19 protein-coding genes and 1 riboswitch are annotated in these 22,304 nt (G+C 33.6%); of the genes, 4 read left to right on the top strand and 15 right to left on the bottom strand.

The features are described 5' to 3' along the window. Positions 1 to 59: 59 nt before the first annotated feature. Both ACTYBU_RS07750 and ACTYBU_RS07755 read right to left on the bottom strand, forming a co-directional pair. On the bottom strand, positions 60 to 1,754 hold the full coding sequence (locus tag ACTYBU_RS07750) for a M3 family oligoendopeptidase (RefSeq protein WP_445488587.1): 1,695 nt from the start codon (positions 1,752 to 1,754) through the stop codon (positions 60 to 62). Positions 1,755 to 2,074: 320 nt separating this feature from the next. Then, positions 2,075 to 2,515 carry a MarR family winged helix-turn-helix transcriptional regulator gene (locus ACTYBU_RS07755; protein ID WP_445488589.1) on the bottom strand — a complete coding sequence of 147 codons (441 nt, stop codon included), beginning with the start codon at positions 2,513 to 2,515 and terminating at the stop codon, positions 2,075 to 2,077. 720 nt (positions 2,516 to 3,235) lie between these two features. On the opposite strand from ACTYBU_RS07755, the gene ACTYBU_RS07760 reads away from it, so the two are divergent. Next, positions 3,236 to 4,714: an ATP-binding protein gene (locus tag ACTYBU_RS07760; protein ID WP_445488591.1), complete on the top strand. Its 1,479-nt coding sequence runs from the start codon at positions 3,236 to 3,238 to the stop codon at positions 4,712 to 4,714. Positions 4,715 to 5,094: 380 nt separating this feature from the next. On the opposite strand, the gene ACTYBU_RS07765 is transcribed toward ACTYBU_RS07760, so the two are convergent. After that, the gene (locus ACTYBU_RS07765; RefSeq protein WP_445488593.1) at positions 5,095 to 5,361 is read right to left on the bottom strand and encodes a Spo0E family sporulation regulatory protein-aspartic acid phosphatase; all 267 of its coding nucleotides are present in this window, start codon (positions 5,359 to 5,361) and stop codon (positions 5,095 to 5,097) included. A gap of 338 nt (positions 5,362 to 5,699) precedes the next feature. Beyond that, positions 5,700 to 6,902, bottom strand: a complete 1,203-nt coding sequence (locus tag ACTYBU_RS07770; RefSeq protein WP_445488595.1) for a pyridoxal phosphate-dependent aminotransferase — start codon at positions 6,900 to 6,902, stop codon at positions 5,700 to 5,702. 837 nt (positions 6,903 to 7,739) lie between these two features. Between ACTYBU_RS07770 and ACTYBU_RS07775 the strand changes: the two genes are divergently transcribed. Beyond that, positions 7,740 to 8,525: a carbon-nitrogen family hydrolase gene (locus tag ACTYBU_RS07775; RefSeq protein ID WP_445488597.1), complete on the top strand. Its 786-nt coding sequence runs from the start codon at positions 7,740 to 7,742 to the stop codon at positions 8,523 to 8,525. Between the two features lie 84 nt (positions 8,526 to 8,609). Here the strand turns inward: ACTYBU_RS07775 and ACTYBU_RS07780 are convergent, their stop codons facing one another. Next, a complete protein-coding gene (locus tag ACTYBU_RS07780; protein WP_445488599.1) occupies positions 8,610 to 9,185 on the bottom strand; it encodes a DUF2087 domain-containing protein in 576 nt (191 codons plus the stop codon). A 240-nt stretch (positions 9,186 to 9,425) separates the two neighbouring features. After that, on the bottom strand, positions 9,426 to 11,309 hold the full coding sequence (locus ACTYBU_RS07785; protein WP_445488601.1) for a PAS domain S-box protein: 1,884 nt from the start codon (positions 11,307 to 11,309) through the stop codon (positions 9,426 to 9,428). Between the two features lie 333 nt (positions 11,310 to 11,642). On the opposite strand from ACTYBU_RS07785, the gene ACTYBU_RS07790 reads away from it, so the two are divergent. After that, the gene (locus ACTYBU_RS07790) at positions 11,643 to 12,683 is read left to right on the top strand and encodes an acyltransferase family protein (RefSeq protein ID WP_445488603.1); all 1,041 of its coding nucleotides are present in this window, start codon (positions 11,643 to 11,645) and stop codon (positions 12,681 to 12,683) included. A gap of 57 nt (positions 12,684 to 12,740) precedes the next feature. On the opposite strand, the gene ACTYBU_RS07795 is transcribed toward ACTYBU_RS07790, so the two are convergent. From ACTYBU_RS07795 to ACTYBU_RS07805, 3 genes are all read right to left on the bottom strand, one after another. Beyond that, positions 12,741 to 12,884: a hypothetical protein gene (locus ACTYBU_RS07795; protein ID WP_445488605.1), complete on the bottom strand. Its 144-nt coding sequence runs from the start codon at positions 12,882 to 12,884 to the stop codon at positions 12,741 to 12,743. Between the two features lies 1 nt (position 12,885). After that, a complete protein-coding gene (locus ACTYBU_RS07800) occupies positions 12,886 to 13,041 on the bottom strand; it encodes a hypothetical protein (RefSeq protein WP_445488607.1) in 156 nt (51 codons plus the stop codon). 174 nt (positions 13,042 to 13,215) lie between these two features. Further along, entirely contained in the window at positions 13,216 to 14,571 is a 1,356-nt protein-coding gene (locus ACTYBU_RS07805) for a TrkH family potassium uptake protein (RefSeq protein WP_445488609.1), read from the bottom strand. Between the two features lie 236 nt (positions 14,572 to 14,807). Between ACTYBU_RS07805 and ACTYBU_RS07810 the strand changes: the two genes are divergently transcribed. Then, positions 14,808 to 15,002 (top strand): small, acid-soluble spore protein, alpha/beta type, encoded by a 195-nt coding sequence (locus tag ACTYBU_RS07810; protein ID WP_445488611.1) that lies wholly within the window; start codon positions 14,808 to 14,810, stop codon positions 15,000 to 15,002. A gap of 527 nt (positions 15,003 to 15,529) precedes the next feature. On the opposite strand, the gene ACTYBU_RS07815 is transcribed toward ACTYBU_RS07810, so the two are convergent. From ACTYBU_RS07815 to ACTYBU_RS07840, 6 genes are all read right to left on the bottom strand, one after another. After that, positions 15,530 to 16,297 carry a TerC family protein gene (locus ACTYBU_RS07815; protein WP_445488613.1) on the bottom strand — a complete coding sequence of 256 codons (768 nt, stop codon included), beginning with the start codon at positions 16,295 to 16,297 and terminating at the stop codon, positions 15,530 to 15,532. 83 nt (positions 16,298 to 16,380) lie between these two features. Next, positions 16,381 to 16,516, bottom strand: a riboswitch (yybP-ykoY riboswitch). 135 nt (positions 16,517 to 16,651) lie between these two features. Next, complete coding sequence (locus ACTYBU_RS07820; protein ID WP_445488615.1) at positions 16,652 to 17,131, bottom strand: hypothetical protein; 480 nt, start codon at positions 17,129 to 17,131, stop codon at positions 16,652 to 16,654. Between the two features lie 123 nt (positions 17,132 to 17,254). Then, positions 17,255 to 18,034 (bottom strand): amino acid ABC transporter ATP-binding protein, encoded by a 780-nt coding sequence (locus tag ACTYBU_RS07825; RefSeq protein WP_445488617.1) that lies wholly within the window; start codon positions 18,032 to 18,034, stop codon positions 17,255 to 17,257. Between the two features lie 16 nt (positions 18,035 to 18,050). Next, the gene (locus ACTYBU_RS07830) at positions 18,051 to 19,247 is read right to left on the bottom strand and encodes an amino acid ABC transporter permease (protein ID WP_445488619.1); all 1,197 of its coding nucleotides are present in this window, start codon (positions 19,245 to 19,247) and stop codon (positions 18,051 to 18,053) included. A 9-nt stretch (positions 19,248 to 19,256) separates the two neighbouring features. After that, a complete protein-coding gene (locus ACTYBU_RS07835; RefSeq protein WP_445488621.1) occupies positions 19,257 to 20,507 on the bottom strand; it encodes an amino acid ABC transporter permease in 1,251 nt (416 codons plus the stop codon). A 124-nt stretch (positions 20,508 to 20,631) separates the two neighbouring features. Continuing rightward, a complete protein-coding gene (locus tag ACTYBU_RS07840) occupies positions 20,632 to 21,702 on the bottom strand; it encodes a transporter substrate-binding domain-containing protein (protein ID WP_445488623.1) in 1,071 nt (356 codons plus the stop codon). Between the last annotated feature and the right edge of the window lie 602 nt (positions 21,703 to 22,304).

The following is a 22,304-nucleotide window of genomic DNA, read 5'->3' on the forward strand; positions in this document are numbered from 1 at the left end:
TCGTTGAGTCAGTTCTTTATTAGTTAAAGCAGACAGCGTTATAAGTACGGAAATTATTATCACAGTTTCGTATCATCTATAGAACCCAGCCACTTATCTATTTCTCCAATAACAGATTCAATGGATCCTTCTTCAAATGGAGATAATAAATTCGCTTCTTTAACAAGCTCTGTAAATGGCAGGCTGCCTCCTAATTCACAAAGTTTTACATAATCATTCCATGCATCTTCTTTATTTTCTCTTGATCGTTTCCAGAATTGAAATGCGCAAATTTGAGCAAGCGTATAATCAATATAATAAAAAGGAGAAGTATATATATGAAGCTGTCTTTGCCAAAACCCACCATTTTCTAAAAATTCATTGCCATCATAATCCTTATGAGGCATATATTTTCTTTCAATATTTCTCCATGCTTGTTTTCTTTCTATCGGTGATGCTTCTGGATTTTCATACACCCAGTGCTGAAATTCATCTACTGAAACACCATAAGGCAAAAATAAGAGTGCGGAGCTTAAATGAGCAAATTTATATTTATCCGCATCTTCTTTAAAGAATAAATCCATCCACGGCCACGTAAAAAATTCCATGCTCATAGAATGAATTTCTGCTGCTTCATATGTAGGCCAATAATATTCCGGGATATCAAATTTACCGCTGCTGTACACTTGAAAAGCATGGCCTGCTTCATGTGTTAAGACATCAATATCACCAGATGTTCCATTAAAATTTGAAAAGATAAATGGTGCTTTATAGTTTTCAATAAAGGTGCAATAGCCACCACCGGCTTTTCCTTTTTTGGCTACTAAATCCATTAATTCGTTTTCTTTTAAATAAGAAAAGAAAGCACCCGTTTCTTTTGATAATTCATCATACATTTTTTGCCCATTTTCAATGATCCAATCAGGGTCACCCTTTGGTACAGCATTTCCAGATAAAAAGTTTAGCGACTCATCATAGTATTTTAATTCTTCTACTCCTATCCTTTTCTTCTGTCTCTTTTTTAACTCTGTAGCTATAGGAACAATAAATTGATGTACTTGATTTCTAAAATTAGCGACCATGTCTGCATTATAATCTGTTCGATACATACGATAATATGCTAATTCGACAAAATTATTGTATCCTAGCTTATTCGCAATTTCCGTACGCACTTTTACCATATCATCGTAAATTCGATCTAATGTCTCTTCATTTTCGGCAAAAAAAGCGAATCTTGCAGTGTTTGCTTCTTTTCTAATACGACGATCATTTGATTGGGTAAACGGCTCCATTTGAGCTAATGTTCTTTCTTCACCGTCAAACATAATTTTCGATGATGCAAGCAGTTTTGTGTATTCAGTTGACAGCTTATTTTCCCGCTGAAGCAATGGAACAACTTCTTCTGAAAAGACTTTTAACTGAGCTTCTGCTAAAGCAAACAGCTGTTTTCCCCACTTTTTTTCTAATCCTTCTCTAAATGGCGATTGAACAAGCTCCTCGTAATATTTAGTAATCAATCCTTCTATTTGTGGAGAAAAATCATCCAAAAAATCCTGTTCCTTTTGATAAAAAGCATCATTTGTATCAACTGAATGACGGATATAACATATATTGCACATTGTCGCTACATCATTGCGGATACTATTAATCTGTTCTATTATTTCTATTTGCTCCATTTCATTGGACGCTTGTTTAAACTTTGCTAATAGTTTTTCAAACTCTTTTGTAATCTTTTCTATTTGTGGTCTTTCATAAGCAAATTCTGAGAATTTCATTTCACTTCTCCTCCACTATTCCATTTGATTTCGCATACAGATAATATATGTATTTTTCACCCAAACTATTTTTGTATAAATGACTTCGTTTATCCCTGCAGATTGCTTCTCAAATATCGTCCCTAATGGGCAGCCTTTTAAGAATTGGCACTTTATATATCCCTATACATATTACACATTGTCTCTTCATTTTCCTGCAAACTATTTTATAAATATAATTTATACACGATTTATTTTACAAATCAAAAAGAGGAAAATAGTCGCCCTATTCCCTCTCTTTGTAAAAATGATATAGTTGAAAATTTTCATATTATATCTTATTATTTGCTTGCAATAGAAAGCCCTAATCTTTTTACCAATTCAATTACTGTCGCTTTTTCTTCCTTTGACAGTTCAGACATTAGTTCATGTATTTTTTCCTCGTGATTAGGAAAAATCGATTCGATCATTTCTTTTCCCGCATCCGTTATTTGGGCAAATGTTACTCTTCGATCAGATGGACATGCCACCCTTTTTAAGTAGCCTTTTTCTTCTAATTTATCTACAACATATGTGATACTGCCGCTTGCCAGTAAGATTTTGCCGCCAATTTGCTGTAAAGGCTGGTCTCCCTTATGATACAGCAATTCCATTACTGCAAATTCAGTTGGATTTAGTCCATATGTTTGAATTAATTTATTCACATTTTCATTAATCGCCCGATAGGCTCTTGATAAAACAATAAATAGTTTTAACGATTGATTAATATCTTCATTACTCATTTCCTATTCATTCCTTTTAGTATAAATTGTCTTGAATTCAAATTAATTATACTAATTTCTCTTTTTGAAGTCAATTCTGCAGTTAAAATGTCAACCTTCCTTTATATAAGGCTCTGTTAAATTTCAGTGTTGATTTTAAATGGTCAGGGAATCAGCTCGCTTTCTAGGGACGAACCGGCAAATGGCCTCCGTACCTCTATGCGGGGTCTTGCCTGCCCGTTTTTTAAACAGGGGTCTCGCAAATTCCCTTCCCTAAAACAACATTACCGTTTAACAGAGCCTTATATAAAAATAATACTAACTTGGTAGATGCTTTATGCGCAGATTGTGCTTTCCTTTTTCCATGCTATAATAAAGAGAACCTTTCCATCAGTGGGATTTCCTTCCTCCCCCACTGATGGAAAGGTTGCGGTCCAAAGGATGTGGATCACACAAACGTTCCCACACACAGGAAGTGGCAACCTTAGTATGTGTACCTAATATCGGACCTTTACGGGCAGTTATCTCCCACCTAGCTTCCTCGATTCCTCAGCATCTTGAGGTGAAGGTCTTACTACCCGTTAAAAGTGGAATAAAGTGGCACAAACGTTTTGGGCCATTATAAGGGCTGGCAGATTAAGCAGACACGTTTATGTATCTTGGATCTAGACAACAATCTATATTCAAAAAAATATCCTTTTGCCTTTAAAAAGAGTAGGATTTTGTGGAGAAGAACAAAAAATGAAAATAAATCAATTAATCGTACAATACATTTTAATAGCTGTTTTACCTGTTTTAATTGCATCCTATTTTTATATAGATAAAAGCATAAAAGAAGAAATAAAACGACAAAGAAATAATGCAAGCTGGATTGGAACAATCCATCAAAAACAATGGGATTCCTTTATTAATAAAACGGTTTCATCATTAAATACATTAAGCATCTCACTAGAAACAAATAAAGAATCATGGAAAAAAACGCAAAAACTCCTTCAAAATGTACTAAAACAGGAATCGACATACGGAGGAATATATTTATTAGATTCTTCCGGCAGCGTGTTAACCGGTTCTGATAATAACATTGCATCTATCTCTAATACAGATTATTTGGAAGAGGTCATTAAAACCAAAGACACTGTTATATCCAATAAGCAGCAAATGTTAAACAATGGTCAAATAGTAATAGGGTTGGCAAAACCAATAATGAATGCAAATAAAAAGTTAGAGTATATACTAGTTGTATACTTACGAGTGGACTATTTATTAAATATTATGAGAATCCTAACTCCTAATGAAAATATAGCCATCCTTAATGCTAATAATGAAAGCATCATGAATGTAAATGCTTATATTGCTTCAAACAAAAAAACCATTTCTGTCCCTATTGATCATCTTCCTTGGAAGATACAAGTGGAAATTAAAGAGATCAATAAAGCTACTATTATTAAAAAAAGCAGCATCTTTCTATTTTTTTGTCTAGTATGCAGCCATTTAGTTTTTTTATTGCTTCAATTTTATTTGCTGCGCAAAAAAACGAAGTTTGAACAAAAACAAAATGAACTTCAGAAACTAGAATTAGTCGGTAAGCTAGCAGCAAGTTCAGCACATGAAATTCGAAACCCTTTGACGGGAATAAAAGGATTAATCCAATTATTAACGGAAAAATATACATCAAATGAAGATCAATTTTATTTTTCTATCATTCAAACAGAAATCAATAGAATTAATGAAATCGTCAGCCAGTTTCTTTTTTTAGGAAAACCAACCGCTTTAAAGAAAGAAATAATTGATTTACATACAATTATCTCAGAGCTTAAGCCTTTAATACAATCTGAAGCAAATTTTCATAATGTTAATTGCAATTTTTCTATTGTAGAAAGAAAAATCCCTATTTTATGTACATCTGACCAACTGAAACAAGTTATATTAAACATTTCCAAAAATGCATTTGAAGCAATGGTAAATGGCGGTGATTTAAGTTTATCTGCCGCCGCTCATCACAAGGAGGTTATAATCACCATATCCGATAACGGTGTGGGAATTTCTAATGCGCAGTTGAAAAAGGTTTTTGAACCATTTTATACATCTAAAGATACCGGAACAGGATTAGGTCTTATCGTTTGCAAAAGAATTATTCAATCCTTTAATGGAGAAATATTTATATCAAGCAAAAAAAATCATGGAACAAGAGTAGATATTATCTTGCCAATAGCTGAATAACACTTTTTTTCGGGAGGGGATTAGGCTAATATAGTAGTCCTTTTTCCTTTTTTCCATGTATAAGATAAACATGATTAAAGTGAATTTAATATACGAGGAAATTATCTTGAAGTTTAAAAAATCGGTAAGATGACTTTCTATTCAAAAGAATAAACAAAATAAAAGGGCATAGATTTGAAAACTTTATCAATAATCTGCCCTTCCCCTTCATGACATGAAGGTTATTCCCATCGTTTTTGAACATGTTTTACACTCCTGTAATTTTACATTCCATAATAATATAAAGGAAAAGGATTTAAACAAAACATCTATTATTAAATATAAAATATGAATAAACCCTATCATCAATTAATACATATTATATTACTTGTTAAATATTATTAATTATAAGATTTCATAATATCTCCATGTTTATATACAAGGTGTTTTGGCCACACGATCATCGACTGTTTATGTAACTCCTTTACAAACAATCTTTTTGCCTTCTTTTGCCGATAAGCAATTTGGTATTCAAAAATTAACTCATCCAACTCTTGGCTATGTTTAATCGTTTCAGGGCTTGTATATCCCGTCTCTTTTGCAGAAATTATCATAACCTCCCTTTTCTTTTGAATAGCAAGTATTATCTCTTTCTCCTTACATCGCACCACATTTCCTCCTAATCCATTCAAAAATACTAATTAGTTACCTAAAATTAGTTTACTTGATGAATTATTACAAGAATTTATATAAAAGTAAATAGATTCGCAATATTAGACAATTTTTTTCTAAAAATAGGTATATTTAACTGTATTCTTCATCGAATTACTCTGCTTTCGACATGTATTTTTACAAAACTAGTCATGAATAGCTATAAAATTGAAAGGGTTTTCATCTTTTTGACTGACTAGAAAAGATTCTCTTTCTTCTATTTTAATGAAAAAACTGCTAACAAAAGATAGCAGCTTTCATTTTAATAGAATTCAATACTTCTTAAAAAGTCGATTTACTTTTTTGCACTGGCTGCAGAAATGCTGTGAAAAATAGGCAGTTTCTCTAGTCGATTAACAGCTTCCAATAGCCTTTCCTCTGATGTTAACAAACCGGCCCGAACATAGCCTTCCCCAAATTCGCCAAACCCAACGCCTGGCGCTACAGCGATATTAGCTTTATCTAATAGATAATCGGTGAATTCTTCCGAAGTAAAACCTTCTGGTACTTTTAACCAAGCAAAAAAGGAGCCAGCAGGAGCATTCACATCCCACCCGATGTCTTTTAAGCCATCTACAAAAACATTTCTTCTGCTTTCATAACAGCTGTTTAACTGCTCTACACAATCCAAGGAACTGGTTAATGCAGTGACTGCCGCTTCTTGCACTGCTCCAAATAAACTTACATAAAGATGGTCTTGATATAAATTAATTGCATCTATTACACTTGCATTCCCAACGGCAAAACCAACACGCCAACCTGCCATATTAAATGTTTTTGATAATGTATATATTTCAATTCCAATATCTTTTGCACCTTCACTTTGTAAAAAACTGATCGGTTTTTTTCCATCGAATCCAATTGCTCCATATGCAAAATCATGGACGATGCAAATATCATGGTCTTTGCTTAATTGAACGGTGTTATCAAAAAATGCCTGTGTTGCGACAGCACCTGTTGGATTGTTGGGATAATTTAAGAACATTAACTTTGCTTTATCTAATATATCTTTATTTAGTTCCTCGTAATTTGGCAAAAATGCATTTTCTTCTCTTAATGGCATCATATGCATCTCCGCTTTCGCAAGAGCAACACCCGATACATAATCTGGGTAGCCAGGGTCAGGCACTAATACAGTATCTCCGGCATTTAATAAGCATTGAGGAATTTCTACCAATCCAGCCTTTCCACCGAAAAGAATTGCTACTTCTGAAGAAGCATCCAATTTCACGCCATATTCTTTAAGATAAAAGTTGGCAATTGCTTCTTTGAGTTTGGTATATCCTCGAAATGGTGAATACTTGTGATTTTCTGGTTTTGCCACAGCCTGCTGCATACTCTTCACAATATGAGGAGGTGTTGGCTGATCAGGATTTCCTTGTCCTAAATTAATCACGTCAAATCCTTGTTCCACATACTTAGAAACTTTGGAAACAAGGGATGCAAAAAATTGTTCAGGTAAATTTTCCAATAATTTTGATTGAGAATAAACTTTCATCTTTCCACCTTCTTCTATTCATTAGGCTCCCCTGAAAAAAGGGTTCCGCAGCCGGCATATACTTCGCTTTCCATGGGGCGGGCGACGAGCCTCCTCGGAGCTTTGCTCCTGCGGGGTCTCGTCTGTCCCGCTAATCCCATAGGAGTCTTCGTATATGCCGGCTGCTCCGTACTATAAAATAGGGAGACTGCTTTTTTCATGCGCCATGGTGCGAATTTTATTAGCATGGATGTCTACCCTGAAAATAAGCATTGTTAAAAAATGAATGTAAATAGGTTTTCCGAAGCTTATCGCTCGATTTCCGCAGGAGCCTCGCAAATTCCCTTCCCCAAAAAAACATTATCGTTTAACTGTGCCATTCTTTAAAAAAGCTAAACAGCACGATTGCTTAGCATGGTTATATTTGCAGCAACCTATTTTTCAAAAAATATTTAATTATCTTGATTTTTATGATATAACGAAAGCAGGAGCGTGTAAATGAAAAAAATTAATATGCTATGCTTTCAGAGTATTGGTAAAGTATTTTCCCAACTTCAGGTAAATCTCAAACGTTTGGTATCAAAAGCTATAATGTCTTAGCAGGATATTCATATTCGTCAGTATGACGCTGCCACAGACATGAGAGATGCAAGTCTATGGACGAAGAACATAAATATAGGTAGTATATTTTCCTTTAAATTCGTACTTATTTGTTCATCCTCTTTCACCTGGAAAGGAGCATCCATGTATGCAAGAAACTAGTAAAGTGAGCGTATGTCGAAAATCTGATACCATATTGTAAAAGAGAATTGATTATTATTATAGTAATTGACTAAATAGGAATAGAGGGTGTAAATAATGACTATATCGATCAGCATTATTCAAATGGATATTTCCTTTGGTGATCCAAAAACGAATTTCTCCGTTGCAGAACAAAAAATAAAGGAAGCTTGCCTTGATAAACCAGATATTATCGTTCTTCCCGAATTGTGGACAACAGGGTATGATTTAAAGCGCCTTAATGAAATTTCAGATAAAAATGCACAAAAAACGATTTCCTTTTTGCAAAAAATCGCTTTAGATTACCATGTTCATCTTATTGGCGGGTCCATTGCCAATCAAAAAACGGATGGAATTTATAATACCTTGATTATTATTAATAATCGCGGGGAAGTTGTTCATACATATGATAAATTACATTTATTCCAGTTGATGGATGAACATATCTATTTGCAAAGCGGTAATACGAATGGATTATTTTCATTGGATAATCACCATTTTGCAGGGATGATTTGTTATGATATTCGTTTTCCTGAATGGATTCGCACACATACAACAAAAGGTGCGGAAGCACTGTTTATTGTTGCCCAATGGCCTTTGCCTCGTTTAGCACATTGGCGCTCTCTGCTGATTGCACGGGCTATTGAAAATCAATGTTATGTTATTGCCTGTAATCGCAGTGGCACAGACCCAAATAATGTGTTTGCAGGACACAGCATGATTATTGATCCTTGGGGAGAAGTAATCATAGAGGCAGGAGAAGGAACGGAAATAGTTTTTGGCAACATTGAGTTGGAAAAAGTAAAAGAAGTGCGGAAAATGATTCCTATTTTTGCAGACAGAAAACCATCTTATTACAGTTAATTCTTTATAGATTGTCAAAAATATATTTTATCTATACTCCGAACCTCCTTATTTTAGGGAGGTTCGCTGTTGTTTTCATCCATATTAGGTTGCCCACATTTCTTCTGGATTTAATTCATAAACATTATTTTCCCTATACATAAAATGATTGATAATAAATTCTCTTCTAATGGTTGCATAATCATCAAAAAACTGTTGTATATATTCATTTATTGCTTTTTCTTCATATTTTTGACCTGCTGACAAACCGCGTATTATATGCCTAAAAACAATTAATTTCTTTTTTCTCTGTGCTGGTATATTTTTAAGTTTGCCATCCGCAGTAAAAAAATTTTGAATAATTTTTGCTTTTTCTTCATTTGAAATCTCCATCGAACTCCCTCCTTGTTTATTCTGAAACAATTTGGATAAAACATCTGCTTGCTGGCTAATAACCGATTTATTTAAATAGAAATAAATCGTGTTTTTATCTCTTCTTTCATAAACCACATTTATATCCCTTAATTTTTTTAAATGGTGTGTTATAGTCGGCGCTGTTAAACCAAGTTTTCCAGCCAATGCTTGTCCATTCCATGGCTTTGAAGCCAATAAAGAAATAATTTTTATTCTTGTCGGATCACCTATCGTCTTATGAAAAGCAACTAATCGATCGAGCTGCATCGTTTCCTCCTTAAATTAGATAAATATCTAATTAGATAATAATAAAATTTATAATTCTTTGTCAAGCTTATCACTTGAATCTTATTTTTTTCAAATAAAAATAGACCTTCAGCTTATACAACAAGGTCTATCTAATCCAAACGGAATAAATTAAAAGTTCCGCCATCTAATAAAAAAAACTTCTTATTCCCTACATTATACCTTTTATATAGAAGACAACGTTTATCCGAAGCTTTTTTCTTAATAATTATTCCCTTCTCCCTGATTTATCGGTATATAAAGATGAAAAGTAGTTCCCACACCTTCTTCAGACTCTATTTCCATTTTTCCTTTATGCTCTTCAATAATTTGATAAGATACCATTAAGCCCAAACCAGTTCCAGTTTCTTTTGTTGTATAGAAGGGTTCTCCTAATCTAGCCAGTTTTTCCTTGCTCATGCCTTTCCCATTATCTTGTATCATTATATGAAAAAAGAGCGGAGTTTTTTCAATTTTCACTTGGATTTCCCCACCGTTATCCAAAACTTCAATACCATTTTTAATAATATTAATGAAAACTTTTTTCATTTGATTTGGTTCACAATATGCATAGGGAAGGAAATCATCGTATAGTTTTTTTATTTGAACATTATATAACACTGCTTGAGCATGCAATAATTCCAATGTTTCGTTCATGATTTTTGTTAAATCGCTTTTGACAAACTTAACGACTTGAGGTTTTGCTAAAAGCAGAAACTCATTTATTATCATTTCAATTCGGTTTAACTCTGACTTTATTACAGAAAAATACATTTTATTGTTATCTGTTTGATCATTATTTTCTAATAATTGAATAAACCCTTTTAATGCAGTCATCGGATTTCGTATCTCATGAGCAATGCCTGCAGCAAGCTCGCCAATAACATTTAAGGTGGATGACTTTCTAAGTTGTTCTTCCAATACAACATTTTCCGTCACATCTCTTAATGTTGTAATACTTAATCCTGAATAGATATTATGCTTATTGCGAAATTCAAATTGGCTCCATTCTTTTTCTATAAAAGAAGCAGTATAAATTCCTCTGTTTTGCTCCATGTTTTTTAAGTTTAAGGCTAAAAGCATTGGTTTTATATCCTCATTGATGGTTTTCCCATTTGGCAAAACATTTAATAAATTCAAGCCGACAAGCTCCTCTTTTTTTCGAAGCAGCATTCTTTCAGCAGCCCTGTTCATATCAATGATTTCAAATTCCTCATTCCAAATGATAATTCCGTCAAACACTTCTTCAAAAATATTCTCAAACATACTTTTGCTTTCCCGCAACTCCATTTCCATTTTATGCCTTTCCGATACATTGCGGATTATGCTCATGTGCAGTCCTTCAACGGAATGAAGCTTTGTAGTAAACTCCAACAATTTTTTTTGTCCATTCGGCATTAGAAACATAAGCTCTTCACGGTTTGACTTGTTTCTGTATAATTTTTTAATCATAGAAACATATTTTTCATCTTTTTTATAAATAAAATCGCTGAATTTTTTTTGAATGAGCTCCTCATAGGTGCTTTCAAATATGCGAAGTGCTGATTCATTCGCTGACACTATTTCACCTGTTTCCTTCCATAATATGATGCCATCCAACGCTTCTGTAAAAAAATCATTATAGAGAATTTCTTGTTTCTGCTGTTTTTTGTCCTCTATCCAATCTTTTGTCATATTTCTTATAACTGCAAGAAAACCAAGGTTAAAGGGTAGCTTATTAATAGCAACTTCTAAACAAATTTCTCCTTCATTCTTATTAATCGGCAAAACATAACTTGTATAGGTTTTCATTTGTTTAAACCCTGAAATATGCTGCCTTATTTCTTCCCGCTGTTCATGAGGAACAAAGTGGGTTACATTTCTGCCAATTATTTTTTTTCGGCTAGTTCTCATTATGTTGCATATAGAATTATTTGCTTCTAAAATAACACCGTTTAAATCAAGTATCAATAACCCGTCAGCAGTTGACTGGAAAGCAGTATGAATCACTTTCTCCATCTTTTCTTCTTTATACAAAGATTTTCTTAAATAAAGATTTTCTTGTTCAAGATCACTTAGTTTCTTTTGCAACTGCTGTAATTCTTTCATATAAGATACACCTGTCACTGCTAAGCCTCCTTGAGTACGTAGTGATTACATAATTCTACAAAATTCTAAAAATACCTCTACATTTTTAGAAGAAAAAAAAGATATTTTTGAATTCCGAAATGTTTTTTAGATTACAAAGAAGATAATATTAAGCAAAATTTTAGTTTCAGCTGAAACAATATAACAAATGCTCCAATTTCCTTACATTTATATGTCGGTTATGAAGAAAGAAAGAAAATTATTTAACAGATGAATGAATCAGGATTATTCCTGCTGTTTTTGTGCTATAAATAAATACTGTAACTATCGTTGGAAGCTTTAAGAGGGGGAAGAGAAAGAAAGGAGACATTTATGAAGCAGCGTGAATATTACTTTGATAATGCAAAATTCCTGTTGATTTTTTTCGTCGTCTTTGGCCACTTTATTCAATCATTTATTAAAGAAAGCAATAGTATTTATGCTTTATATAAAGTTATTTATACATTTCATATGCCAGCCTTTATTTTAATTTCTGGATTTTTTGCGAAAGGAATTTACCAACAAGGCTACATCCAAAAATATGCAAAAAAACTAATCTTGCCATATATTATCTTTCAGTTAATTTACAGTGTTTTTTATTATTTCCTATACGGTAAATCTACATTTAATGTAGAACCGTTAAACCCGCATTGGTCATTATGGTTTTTAATCAGTTTATTTTTCTGGAATATGATGCTGCTTTTATTTGCAAAAATAAAGCCAGTGTTTGGTCTTGTGATTGCATTGCTATTAGGATTATCTGTTGGTTTCGTAGATTGGACGACAAGCTACCTCAGCTTAACTAGGACGTTTGTATTTTTCCCATTATTTTTAATCGGATTTTATATGAAAAAAGAACATTTTATATGGATTAGAACAAAAAAAGCGAGACTAACTGCTATTACAACGTTTATTATAGTGTTTATCGGCTTTTATCATGCCCCTTCCATTAACTACCAATGGCTGTTTGGTTCTAAATCATATTCATCATTGGCAGAAGATCCATTTCAGGCTATTTTTATTCGACTTTTCTTTTATGTACTAAGCTGTATGATGATTTATTGCTTCTTTGCTTGTGTGCCTAACAAACAGTACTTTTTCACAAAACTGGGAAAAAACACATTATATGTTTATTTACTGCATGGTTTTATCGTTCGAATTTTTCGGGTGAGCGACATGACTGATTTAGTAAACCCGCCAAAATCATTTATTTTGATAATCGCTGTTTCCTTTTTATTAACTTTATTGTTGTCAAGCAGTATGATTACATCACTTGCCCAGCCTATTATTGAATTAAAAATAACGAAATTGCAACAGCTTCAAAAAAAGTGGAGTAATCTATTTCAAGGATATAAGGCGAAATTATTTGAATGAAATGTGCCCAAGGCTGTCTCTTAAGGATCAACACTTAAGAGAAGCCTCGTTTTTTATTTATTTGTTGTTTTTTGATTGCTTGTTGTTTTTCATTGCCTGTTTGCTTGCTGCTGCATCGTAAAATTTATTTGCATTCATATCTCCAAATTCCATTCCGAATTCAACAGTAGATGCTTTGTCCTTTTTCTTCTGTTCTTTCATTTTACTTCCCCTCTCTTCCATGATTGGAATTTCGATTTGCACCTTTCATAGGATTTTCACCTTGGCTAAACTCTGTTGAAAATTCACTTTCTTGTACATTTTTTTTAGGGGTTTTACTATATTTCTTAACAGCGTTAAATTCCGCTTTACGTTTCATCTGGACGTTCACTCCTTCTTATTCTTACTCCCCTATTTTTCACTTGTACTTTCACGCCTATTCCATCCTTATTTTTACAACAAAAAAGCTAAAGCACCAAGTGACATTTATTAGTCACAAGACACTTTAGCTACCATTCAAACAATAATTTTCCTTTAGAAGACATTTTTATTTTTAGCCGATAATAATTCTTTCTTTTGGATAATGGAAATTATCTTTTTTCTCTTTTCCGCCAATAATATAGATAAAGGATGTTAAGCCAATTCTGCCGATAAACATTAAAACAATAATAATACATTTTCCCAAACTCGATAACTCGGGGGTTAACCCTAGGGATAAACCAGTAGTTCCAAATGCGGAACATACTTCAAATATTATTTTTATTAATGGTGCATTTTCTGTAATGGAAAGCAAGATTATTGCCATGATGCAGATAAAACTTGCAAGAATTGTGACGACAAGGGATTTTATAATATCATCTTCATGAATTTCCCTTTTAAAGATTTTTATATGTTTATTTCCTTTCGCAAAATGGTAGATAAACATAATATTTAATGCCAATGTAGTTGTGCGAATCCCACCGCCTACAGAACTCGGAGAAGCTCCAACAAACATCATAAAACAAAAAATCAATAAAGTAGGCAAGGAATAGTCATTTAAATCCATTGTTGATAAACCACCACTTCTTGTGGAAGCAGAATGAAAAATTGCATTAAAAAATATCTGATGCCAGTTCATTCCTATATAGTAATGATTCCACTCTATAACTATCACTGCAATTGTTCCAAAAACCAGCAATAGCCCAAAAGTCAAGGATGTTAATTTCGTAAATAACGAAAAACGGAATATTTGTACATTTTCTTTAGGAAAAAGATATTTTTTCACTTCAATTAATACTGGAAATCCAATTGCACCTAATGTTATTAACATAATATGTACCAACTGAATAAAATAATCCTTTTCATATGGAAGCAAGGATGATCCGGTTAAATCTAATCCTCCATTTGTTGTTGCACTTACTGAAGCAAATAATCCATGTAAAAAAGCATCCTTCCAGGATGGAAAATAATGATGAAACTGCAATCCTAATATCAATGCACCAATTAATTCTATGACAAGAATAAGTTTAATTATTTCCCTTATTAAATTTACCAAGCCGGATAAATTAGATTGATTATGATCCAGCATAATTAACTGCCTTTCTTTTAAACCGATTTTTTTCCGAAGAAGCATCCAGAAAAAAGTTCCAAGTGTCATTACACCGATACCACCAAATTGCAAAACAAACATCAATATAAAAACACCTAATGTACTATATGTTTCAGAAATATTAATAACTGTTAAACCTGTTACACTTACGGCACTTACCGCGGTAAAAACAGTATCCATAAAAGATACAGATACTCCTTGTTTATGAACGCCTGGCAAACATAATAATAAAACTGAAACGCTCACTGCCAATAAATAATACCCTGTGATAATTTGTGCAGGAGTAAATTTATTCAACAATTCTTTCAGCGTTTTCCGCATTTAAACAAATCCTTTCTAATTTTTACTATTCTATCATATAAGCATTTCTTCGATATGGAAAGTATTTCTCTATATAAAATCAACATTCATGATGCAAGCCTGCTTTTATTTAGCATTAAATTGGAGAGTCTATTTCCATTCTACGAAATTTTTCCACTTATGAACAAAAGAAAAACCCCCATACTATTAATACAGATAATATTTCTGTGAAATTTATTATAAAGGAGAAATAACAAATGGCTACAAGAAATAAACTTTTAGTACCTGGAATAGAACAATATTTAGATAGCGTTAAATATGAAATTGCTCAAGAATTTGGCGTTCAGCTAGGCTCAGATACAGTATCAAGATCAAATGGTTCAGTTGGTGGAGAAATAACAAAAAGATTAGTGCAGCAAGCACAAGCGGAGTTATCTGGTAAGCAAAAATAAGAATGGAATAAAAGAGAGCAAGCTGTTTCCTCTTTATTTTTCCCTTTTATCTTTCTCTTTATTAAAAAGGCTACCCTTAAAAAAGGGTTCCGCAGGTTGAATACACTTCGCTTTCTAAGCAGGAGTCTTCGTGTATTCAACCTGCTCTGTGCTATAAATAGTGGAAGCTGCTTCTTTTCATGCCATGGTGCAAATTTGGTTGCATGGGTTTCTACCCTGAAAAGTGTGGTGTTCTTCTTGTGAGTAGTCCGCAGCAGGCATACACTTCGCTTTCCATGGGCGGGCGTCGAGCCTCCTCGTCGCTAGCGCTCCTGCGGGGTCTCGGCTGTCCCGCTAATCCCATAGGAGTCTTTGTGTATGCCTGCTGCTCTGCGCTAAAAAATAGGGATACTGCTTCTTTTCATGTGCCATGGTGCGAATTTGATTAGCATGGGTATCTCGTTTAAAAGAAAAATGATTTAGGCAAATTTCCTTTATTATTTTTTATTTGGACTTATCCAACTAAGTTCTAAAAAGGACTAAATTTATTATTTTGCCTCTTCTACCCTTTTTCCTGGTATGTTGGAGAAGAAGTATCCTCCTATTGTGATACCAATTAAAACAATCCAAAAGGTTAATTTCCAGCCTTTTGATTCTGGAAAATGTTCATTCAATACGGAAATTGCCGGATGAGCTAATGTAAATATAGCAAGTTTTACCCCCACCCATCCAACAATCATAAAAGCAGCTGTTTCTAATGAAGGTCTTGTATGCAGCAGCTTTACGAACCAATTAGCTGCAAACCGCATAATGATTAACCCTATAATTCCACCTAATAGCATAACTGCAAATTGCCCCCCATCAATTCCTCCAACAGTAAACCAGCCTGTTGGTGTTAACGTGATTGCTAAAGCAACGGCAGCCAGCATGGAATCAATTGCAAATGCAATATCTGCGAGTTCTACCTTTAAAACGGTCATCCAAAAAGAAGACTGCTTTCTGATCTTTTCTTTTTCTTTTTTATTTTTGTGTGCAAATTTCCCAAAAAGATTATGGATTGCAATAAAAAGTAAATATAATGCTCCTAATGCTTGCACTTGCCAAACTTCAGCTAGTATAGAAATCATAAATAAAGTTGCAAATCGAAAAATAAAAGCACCAAACAACCCATAAAATAATGCCTTTTTTTGTTTCTCGGAAGGCAAATGCTTTACCATTACTGCCATTACAACCGCATTATCCGCAGCCAGAATTCCTTCTAATCCTATAAGTACTAATAGAACCCATCCGTATTCTAAAATCATCCCTGCATCCATTTTTCTATCGCCTCCTAAAATTTTTGTGAATACCTCCTAATCGGCAATGGTTTAATTTTTGCTCTTGTTTACTATGAATAAAAAAGCACAAAAAGACCTTTGCCGTCTGGCAAAGGTCTTGCAAAGCACTTATATGCCAACAAAGCCGATGGTTATGCAACCACGAAATGACGACTTTGTTTTAGGTTCCCCTAAAAGCTACTCCCCTTTGAGTAAGTATACAATTAATTTAATTTTAGTATATACAGAATTTCACTAAATGCCAATAATAAATTTTGATAGTTCTCTCAAAGAAGAAACATTTTATTGCAACTTATGTATAAAATCCCCTACCTTAATTCCAAAAAAAAATTTTCAGACCCTTTTCCTTAAATACCTCAAACAATTTTTAAGAATAAGACCGCTAATTATTCCTGGGATTACAAAAAGCATGGGTAAAAATACTGGTCCCAGCAAAACATTAAATACCCTTAATTTTGTAGAGTATATAACGCCAACCGTAATAAAATAAGCAGAAAAGACAAACGGTAAAAATGCATATTCATTCTTTTCATCCATCACGGCTTTATATGCATCCCACATCGCAAAAAAGTATAAACACGGATAAAACATTATCCATTCAAAGTCGATTATTTTTATTGCTTCATCAATATCCCATAAAAAGCTTTGCATGATTGCAGCATTAAAATTACTTTGTACATTAATAATAATTTCAAGTGCAATGAATAATGTTCCTTTCCAATATTTTTTCATTAACAACTGGCTAAATCCAGGCAGTGCGATACTCCACATTATTGCCTCCAACTTACTTTGGTCCTTCATTGGTATCACCATCTACTTTTCTATACCTTCTATTATTCCCATTTTTATGGAATTATTTATTGTATATATGAAAAAAAAAAAGAGATTCTATCTGACTCCAATCAGATATCAAAAAAAGAGCCTGCTCGGCTCTTTTTAAATAATCTGAGATAAAAACGCTTTTGTTCGTTCATGCTGTGGATTGTCAAAAATATCTTCTGGTTTTCCCATTTCAACAATTTCCCCTTTATCAAATAAAATAATACGATCAGCAACTTGACGGGCGAATCCCATTTCATGGGTAACAACAAGCATGGTCATGCCTGATTCAGCAAGAGTTTTCATTACATCTAATACTTCTTTCACCATTTCTGGATCTAGTGCAGATGTCGGTTCATCAAAAAGCATAATTTTCGGCTGCATTGCCAAAGCTCTTGCAATGGCAACACGCTGCTGCTGCCCACCGGATAATTGGCCTGGATATTTATTAGCCTGCTCTGGAATCCCAACTCTTTCCAGCAGTTCTTTTGCAATTTGTTCAGCTTTTGATTTCTTCCATTTTCTTACCCATATTGGTGCCAACGATATATTTTTTAAGATCGTCATGTGAGGGAATAAATTAAAGGATTGAAATACCATTCCTGTTTCTTTTCTAATTTCTTCAATATTTTTCAAATCATTAGTTAACGCAATATTATCGACAACGATTTCGCCTTTTTGAAACTCTTCCAACGCATTAATCGTACGGATAAAGGTTGATTTTCCTGATCCAGATGGTCCTAAAATAACAATTACTTCCCCTTGTTTCACTGTTAGATCTACATCTTTTAAGACATGATGCTCTCCGTACCATTTATTTAATTTTGTCACTTCAATAATATCTTCTCGTTCCTCAAGAGGTTTTGTCAACTTTTCAACTGAAAATACACTTTCCATTCTTTCATTCCTCCCTTTATCGTTTTCCAACACCTAATGATGCTTCTAAATGTTTACTTACATGGGACATTAAATAACAGAAAATAAAGAAGAAAAATGCTACAAATATATACAGCTCTAGATATTTCCCTAAATACGCTGGATTTGCCGCTATTTTTTTTGCAATTCCTAAGAAATCTGTTAATCCTATAACTGCAACAAGGGAAGTATCTTTAAATATGCTGATAAACTGTCCAACCATTGCTGGAATCACTGCTTTTAATGCCTGTGGCAATATAACAAAAACCATCAACTTGACATTATTTAGCCCTAATGCTTGGGCTGCTTCGAATTGCCCTCTCGGAATCGACTGCAGTCCTCCACGGATATTTTCTGCTAAATATGCCGCACTGAATAAAGTGAATGCAATCATTGCTCTCAACACATTATCTAATTGAACCCCGCCAAGAAACATCGGCAATAATAATTGTCCAATAAACAAGACCATAATAAGCGGCATTCCTCGAATAATCTCAATATAAACTATACAGCTGTACTTTATAATCGGCAGTTTGCTTCTTCTTCCGACAGCAAGCAATAATCCGATAGGGAACGAGCAAATAATCGATACGGAAGCTAATATTAGTGTTAATAAAAAACCGCCCCATACATTGGAATTGACTGGCTCAACCACTCCAAAACCATTTAAGATTCCAAGTGAAATTGGTATATACAAAAGCCACAAAACCAATGTAGGAATTTTTAATACAGACACTTTTCTCCCGATGAAATAAAAGATGGCAATAGCGATTACGCTTGCAAATAAATATACTTTCGAACTGCTTTCCGTATATGGGATTACTCCAAATATCAATAACACGGACCCTATAGTGATGGATACATGGCCGACTATTCCTCTCCACAATCCCCAGGATAGCCCCAGCAGCACAGAAGCAATAATAATCGCAGTCCAGACTCTCCACATTTCCTCTACTGGAAATTGTCCTACCATTAATAGCCGAAAATTATTTACTACAACTCCCCAATCGCTTGTAAACACAAATTTGGATACCCTGGCAATTATATACACGGAAAAAACAAGAGCAACAATAGTAAGTAGCACATTTTTCCAATCTTTAAATAAGTTGTTTTTTAACCACTGCGACATTTTTATTTCTTTATTTGGTGAAGTTCTCGCTATGTTCTCACTGTTGTTAAGTTGAATATTATCCAATTTGCCTCACTACCTTTCAACCAACTGGAATTTTTTATTAAAGAAATTCATAAACAGTGATGTTAGTAAACTTAACAATAAATACACTGCAATAATAATTAAAATCGTTTCAATTGTATGTCCTGTTTGATTTATCACTGTATTCCCTATCCCTACAATATCTTGATAAGCAACCGCCATCGCCAAACTGGAGTTTTTTATAACATTTAAATACTGACTTGTTAACGGAGGGATAATAATACGAATGGCCTGTGGGAAAATAATTAAGCGCAACGATGTAGATCCTTTAAATCCAAGGGCTTTTGCTGCTTCTGTTTGTCCTTTTGGCACCCCCATAATCCCAGCACGGACTATTTCAGCAATATAGGTAGAAGTATAAACAGATAATGCAATTAATACCGATAAGAATCCAATCGATAAAGAAGTTCCTCCTACAAAAGCTCCATTCTCCAATTTAGGAACTGTTAGATGAAGAGGGCCATTTCCAATAATAAAAAATACAATAATACAACCTGCTATAAATGAACCAATACTATATAAAAATGGATGCATTTTTTTCCCTGTGTTTATTTCCATGTTCATTAGTTTCTTAAACAAGAAAACAGCAAGCACTATTAATAGGAATAGAATAATAAACCATAATAAAGTATTAGAGTATGTAGTAAACCAAGGGATCGCTGCTCCTCTGTTTGAGAAATAAAAAGGACCGATTGCAAGAGCTTCTTGAATCTTAGGCATTGGTAAAAATACAGCAAAATTCCAGATGAAAATTTGGACTAGCAAAGGAGTATTTCTAAAAACCTCTACATATACAGTGGACAATTTTTGGATAAGCCAGTTGTTGGAAAGCCGGCCGATTCCAATAAAAACGCCTAATAAAGTAGCAATAATAATACCAAAAACAGATATTTTAAATGTATTTAACAGTCCAACAAGCAATGCCCGGATATAAGGATCGTCAGGAGTATAAGAGATTAAACTTTCAGCAATCGGAAAAGACGCTTTTAAATTTAAATAATCCAACCCTAATGTCAACCCAATCTGCTCTAATCCAAATAAAACATTGTTTATCATAAAATAAAGTGCAAATCCCACTATGATTACAAATATTAATTGCAGAATAATTGGTACAGCTTTTTTGTTTCTCCATAAAGGAGTGGATGTTGTTTGTTTATTCACTTTATCATCACCCTTCCTAGTAAAAGTTGCACCTGCTCCCACTACTGCAGTATCAGCGGTGCTTGCAAAACCTTTGTTCATGCTAAAATCCCAGCAACAACCTTCAAATCATGCTGCCTGTATATTGTCTATTTTTAAAAATAGACCTGCTAATAAAAAGCATTTGTTAGCAGGTCTTTCTGGCCTTTAAATTAAATTTTTATTTTTAACGGAATGGGATGGAATATAATAATCCGCCATCTTTGTAAAGTGCATTTTGTCCACGTTTTAATTTAAATGGAGTATCCGGACCTAGATTGCGTTCATAAATTTCTCCATAGTTGCCGACTTGTTTGATTACTTGATATGCGAAATCATTCGATAATCCAAGCTGCTCTCCAAGATTATTGTCTTTTTCGCCTAATAAACGTTGAATCTCAGGGTTGTCACTATTTTTGAATTCATCTACATTTTTGGAAGTAATGCCAAATTCTTCTGCTTGAATTAGAGCATAAACAATCCAGCTTACTGCATCTTTCCACTTTTCATCATTATCTAATACTGCAGCTGCCAAAGGTTCTTTCGATAATGTAGCATCTAAAATAACATGTGAATCAGGATTTTTTAATGTTGATTGACGAGACACTAAACCAGATTTATCTGTTGTCCACGCATCAATGCTACCAGATTCATATGCAGCAATAACAGCATCCGCATTGTCAAATGTTTGTGCTTTATAATTAACTCCTGCTGCTTTCATTTGGTCTGCAAGGTTCAATTCCGTTGTTGTTCCAGTTTCTACCCCAATAGTTTTGCCTTCAAGATCTTTTAATGTTTTAATGCCGCTGTCTTTTGGCACCATAATACCTTGTCCATCATAGAATGTTACCGGTGCGAAGCTTAAACCCACTTCTGCATCGCGGTTTGTAGTCCATGTAGTATTGCGGACTAAAACATCGACTTCTTTAGATTGAACAGCTGTAAAGCGTTCAGTTGCAGATAAAGGACGGAATTCTATTTTATTAGCATCACCCAGTACACCTGCAGCAATTGCTCTTGCAATATCAACATCAAATCCAGTATTTTTTCCATCAGAGCCTATGTATCCAAATCCAGGAAGTGCATCATTTACACCTGCTTTTAATGTTCCCCTTTGTTTTACAGTTTCCAACATGCTTTTTGCTGATGATTTGGCGCCATTATTTTTGCCATCACTTGAACTTTTGCTTGAGCAACCGGTCAATGCTAGCACTAATACAAGCATTACGCTGAATAATAAGGATAAACTCTTTTTCATGAACTAATTCCCCCTACACATTTTAATTAAATATACATTTCCATTATAAAATCTCTTCTTTTTTCTCTAATCAAAATTTCATAAATTGGAAATGCCATTTAAAATTCCAGTCATTGTTACAAATTCTAACACCGTTTGTCGTCTTTTGTAACAACTTGATTTTTATTATACCGATTTTTCAGATAAATACAAATGTTTTTTTCGAATACTTATAATAGTCTCGCAAGAAAAACTATTGTGACTACTTTTTATATTATTCAAATAGAATATTATTGGACTTAAAGTGATAAAAACCTACACTTCACTTATTGAAACCTACAAGAACATACAATTTTTCTTTTTTATACATCCTTTATTTACCTATTTTTTTGAAGAATATGTTAATTCGTAAATACCGCAGTAATATCATCATGTTTTTAAAATAATAATTTTTAGATACTTTTTTTATTTTTTTGGAATTGATTATTATATGGCGCTTAACATCGGATTCCTATTAGGAAATTCAACTCTGCTGTTTTTCAACCTCCAAAAAAAGAGTTTCCTGCAAGTCAGTTTAGCTGACTACCAGGAAACTCTTTTTACAACAGATGTCCATTGCGTTC

Source organism: Niallia sp. 03133, from assembly GCF_052663225.1.

Excerpts from the sequence above, each read along its gene's own strand:
- ACTYBU_RS07750 (WP_445488587.1), bottom strand. The coding sequence starts at position 1,754 with ATGAAATTCTCAGAATTTGCTTATGAAAGACCACAAATAGAAAAGATT.
- ACTYBU_RS07755 (WP_445488589.1), bottom strand. The coding sequence starts at position 2,515 with ATGAGTAATGAAGATATTAATCAATCGTTAAAACTATTTATTGTTTTA.
- ACTYBU_RS07760 (WP_445488591.1), top strand. The coding sequence starts at position 3,236 with ATGAAAATAAATCAATTAATCGTACAATACATTTTAATAGCTGTTTTA.
- ACTYBU_RS07770 (WP_445488595.1), bottom strand. The coding sequence starts at position 6,902 with ATGAAAGTTTATTCTCAATCAAAATTATTGGAAAATTTACCTGAACAA.
- ACTYBU_RS07775 (WP_445488597.1), top strand. The coding sequence starts at position 7,740 with ATGACTATATCGATCAGCATTATTCAAATGGATATTTCCTTTGGTGAT.
- ACTYBU_RS07780 (WP_445488599.1), bottom strand. The coding sequence starts at position 9,185 with ATGCAGCTCGATCGATTAGTTGCTTTTCATAAGACGATAGGTGATCCG.
- ACTYBU_RS07790 (WP_445488603.1), top strand. The coding sequence starts at position 11,643 with ATGAAGCAGCGTGAATATTACTTTGATAATGCAAAATTCCTGTTGATT.
- ACTYBU_RS07795 (WP_445488605.1), bottom strand. The coding sequence starts at position 12,884 with ATGAAAGAACAGAAGAAAAAGGACAAAGCATCTACTGTTGAATTCGGA.
- ACTYBU_RS07800 (WP_445488607.1), bottom strand. The coding sequence starts at position 13,041 with ATGAAACGTAAAGCGGAATTTAACGCTGTTAAGAAATATAGTAAAACC.
- ACTYBU_RS07805 (WP_445488609.1), bottom strand. The coding sequence starts at position 14,571 with ATGCGGAAAACGCTGAAAGAATTGTTGAATAAATTTACTCCTGCACAA.
- ACTYBU_RS07810 (WP_445488611.1), top strand. The coding sequence starts at position 14,808 with ATGGCTACAAGAAATAAACTTTTAGTACCTGGAATAGAACAATATTTA.
- ACTYBU_RS07815 (WP_445488613.1), bottom strand. The coding sequence starts at position 16,297 with ATGGATGCAGGGATGATTTTAGAATACGGATGGGTTCTATTAGTACTT.
- ACTYBU_RS07820 (WP_445488615.1), bottom strand. The coding sequence starts at position 17,131 with ATGGTGATACCAATGAAGGACCAAAGTAAGTTGGAGGCAATAATGTGG.
- ACTYBU_RS07825 (WP_445488617.1), bottom strand. The coding sequence starts at position 18,034 with ATGGAAAGTGTATTTTCAGTTGAAAAGTTGACAAAACCTCTTGAGGAA.
- ACTYBU_RS07835 (WP_445488621.1), bottom strand. The coding sequence starts at position 20,507 with ATGAACAAAGGTTTTGCAAGCACCGCTGATACTGCAGTAGTGGGAGCA.
- ACTYBU_RS07840 (WP_445488623.1), bottom strand. The coding sequence starts at position 21,702 with ATGAAAAAGAGTTTATCCTTATTATTCAGCGTAATGCTTGTATTAGTG.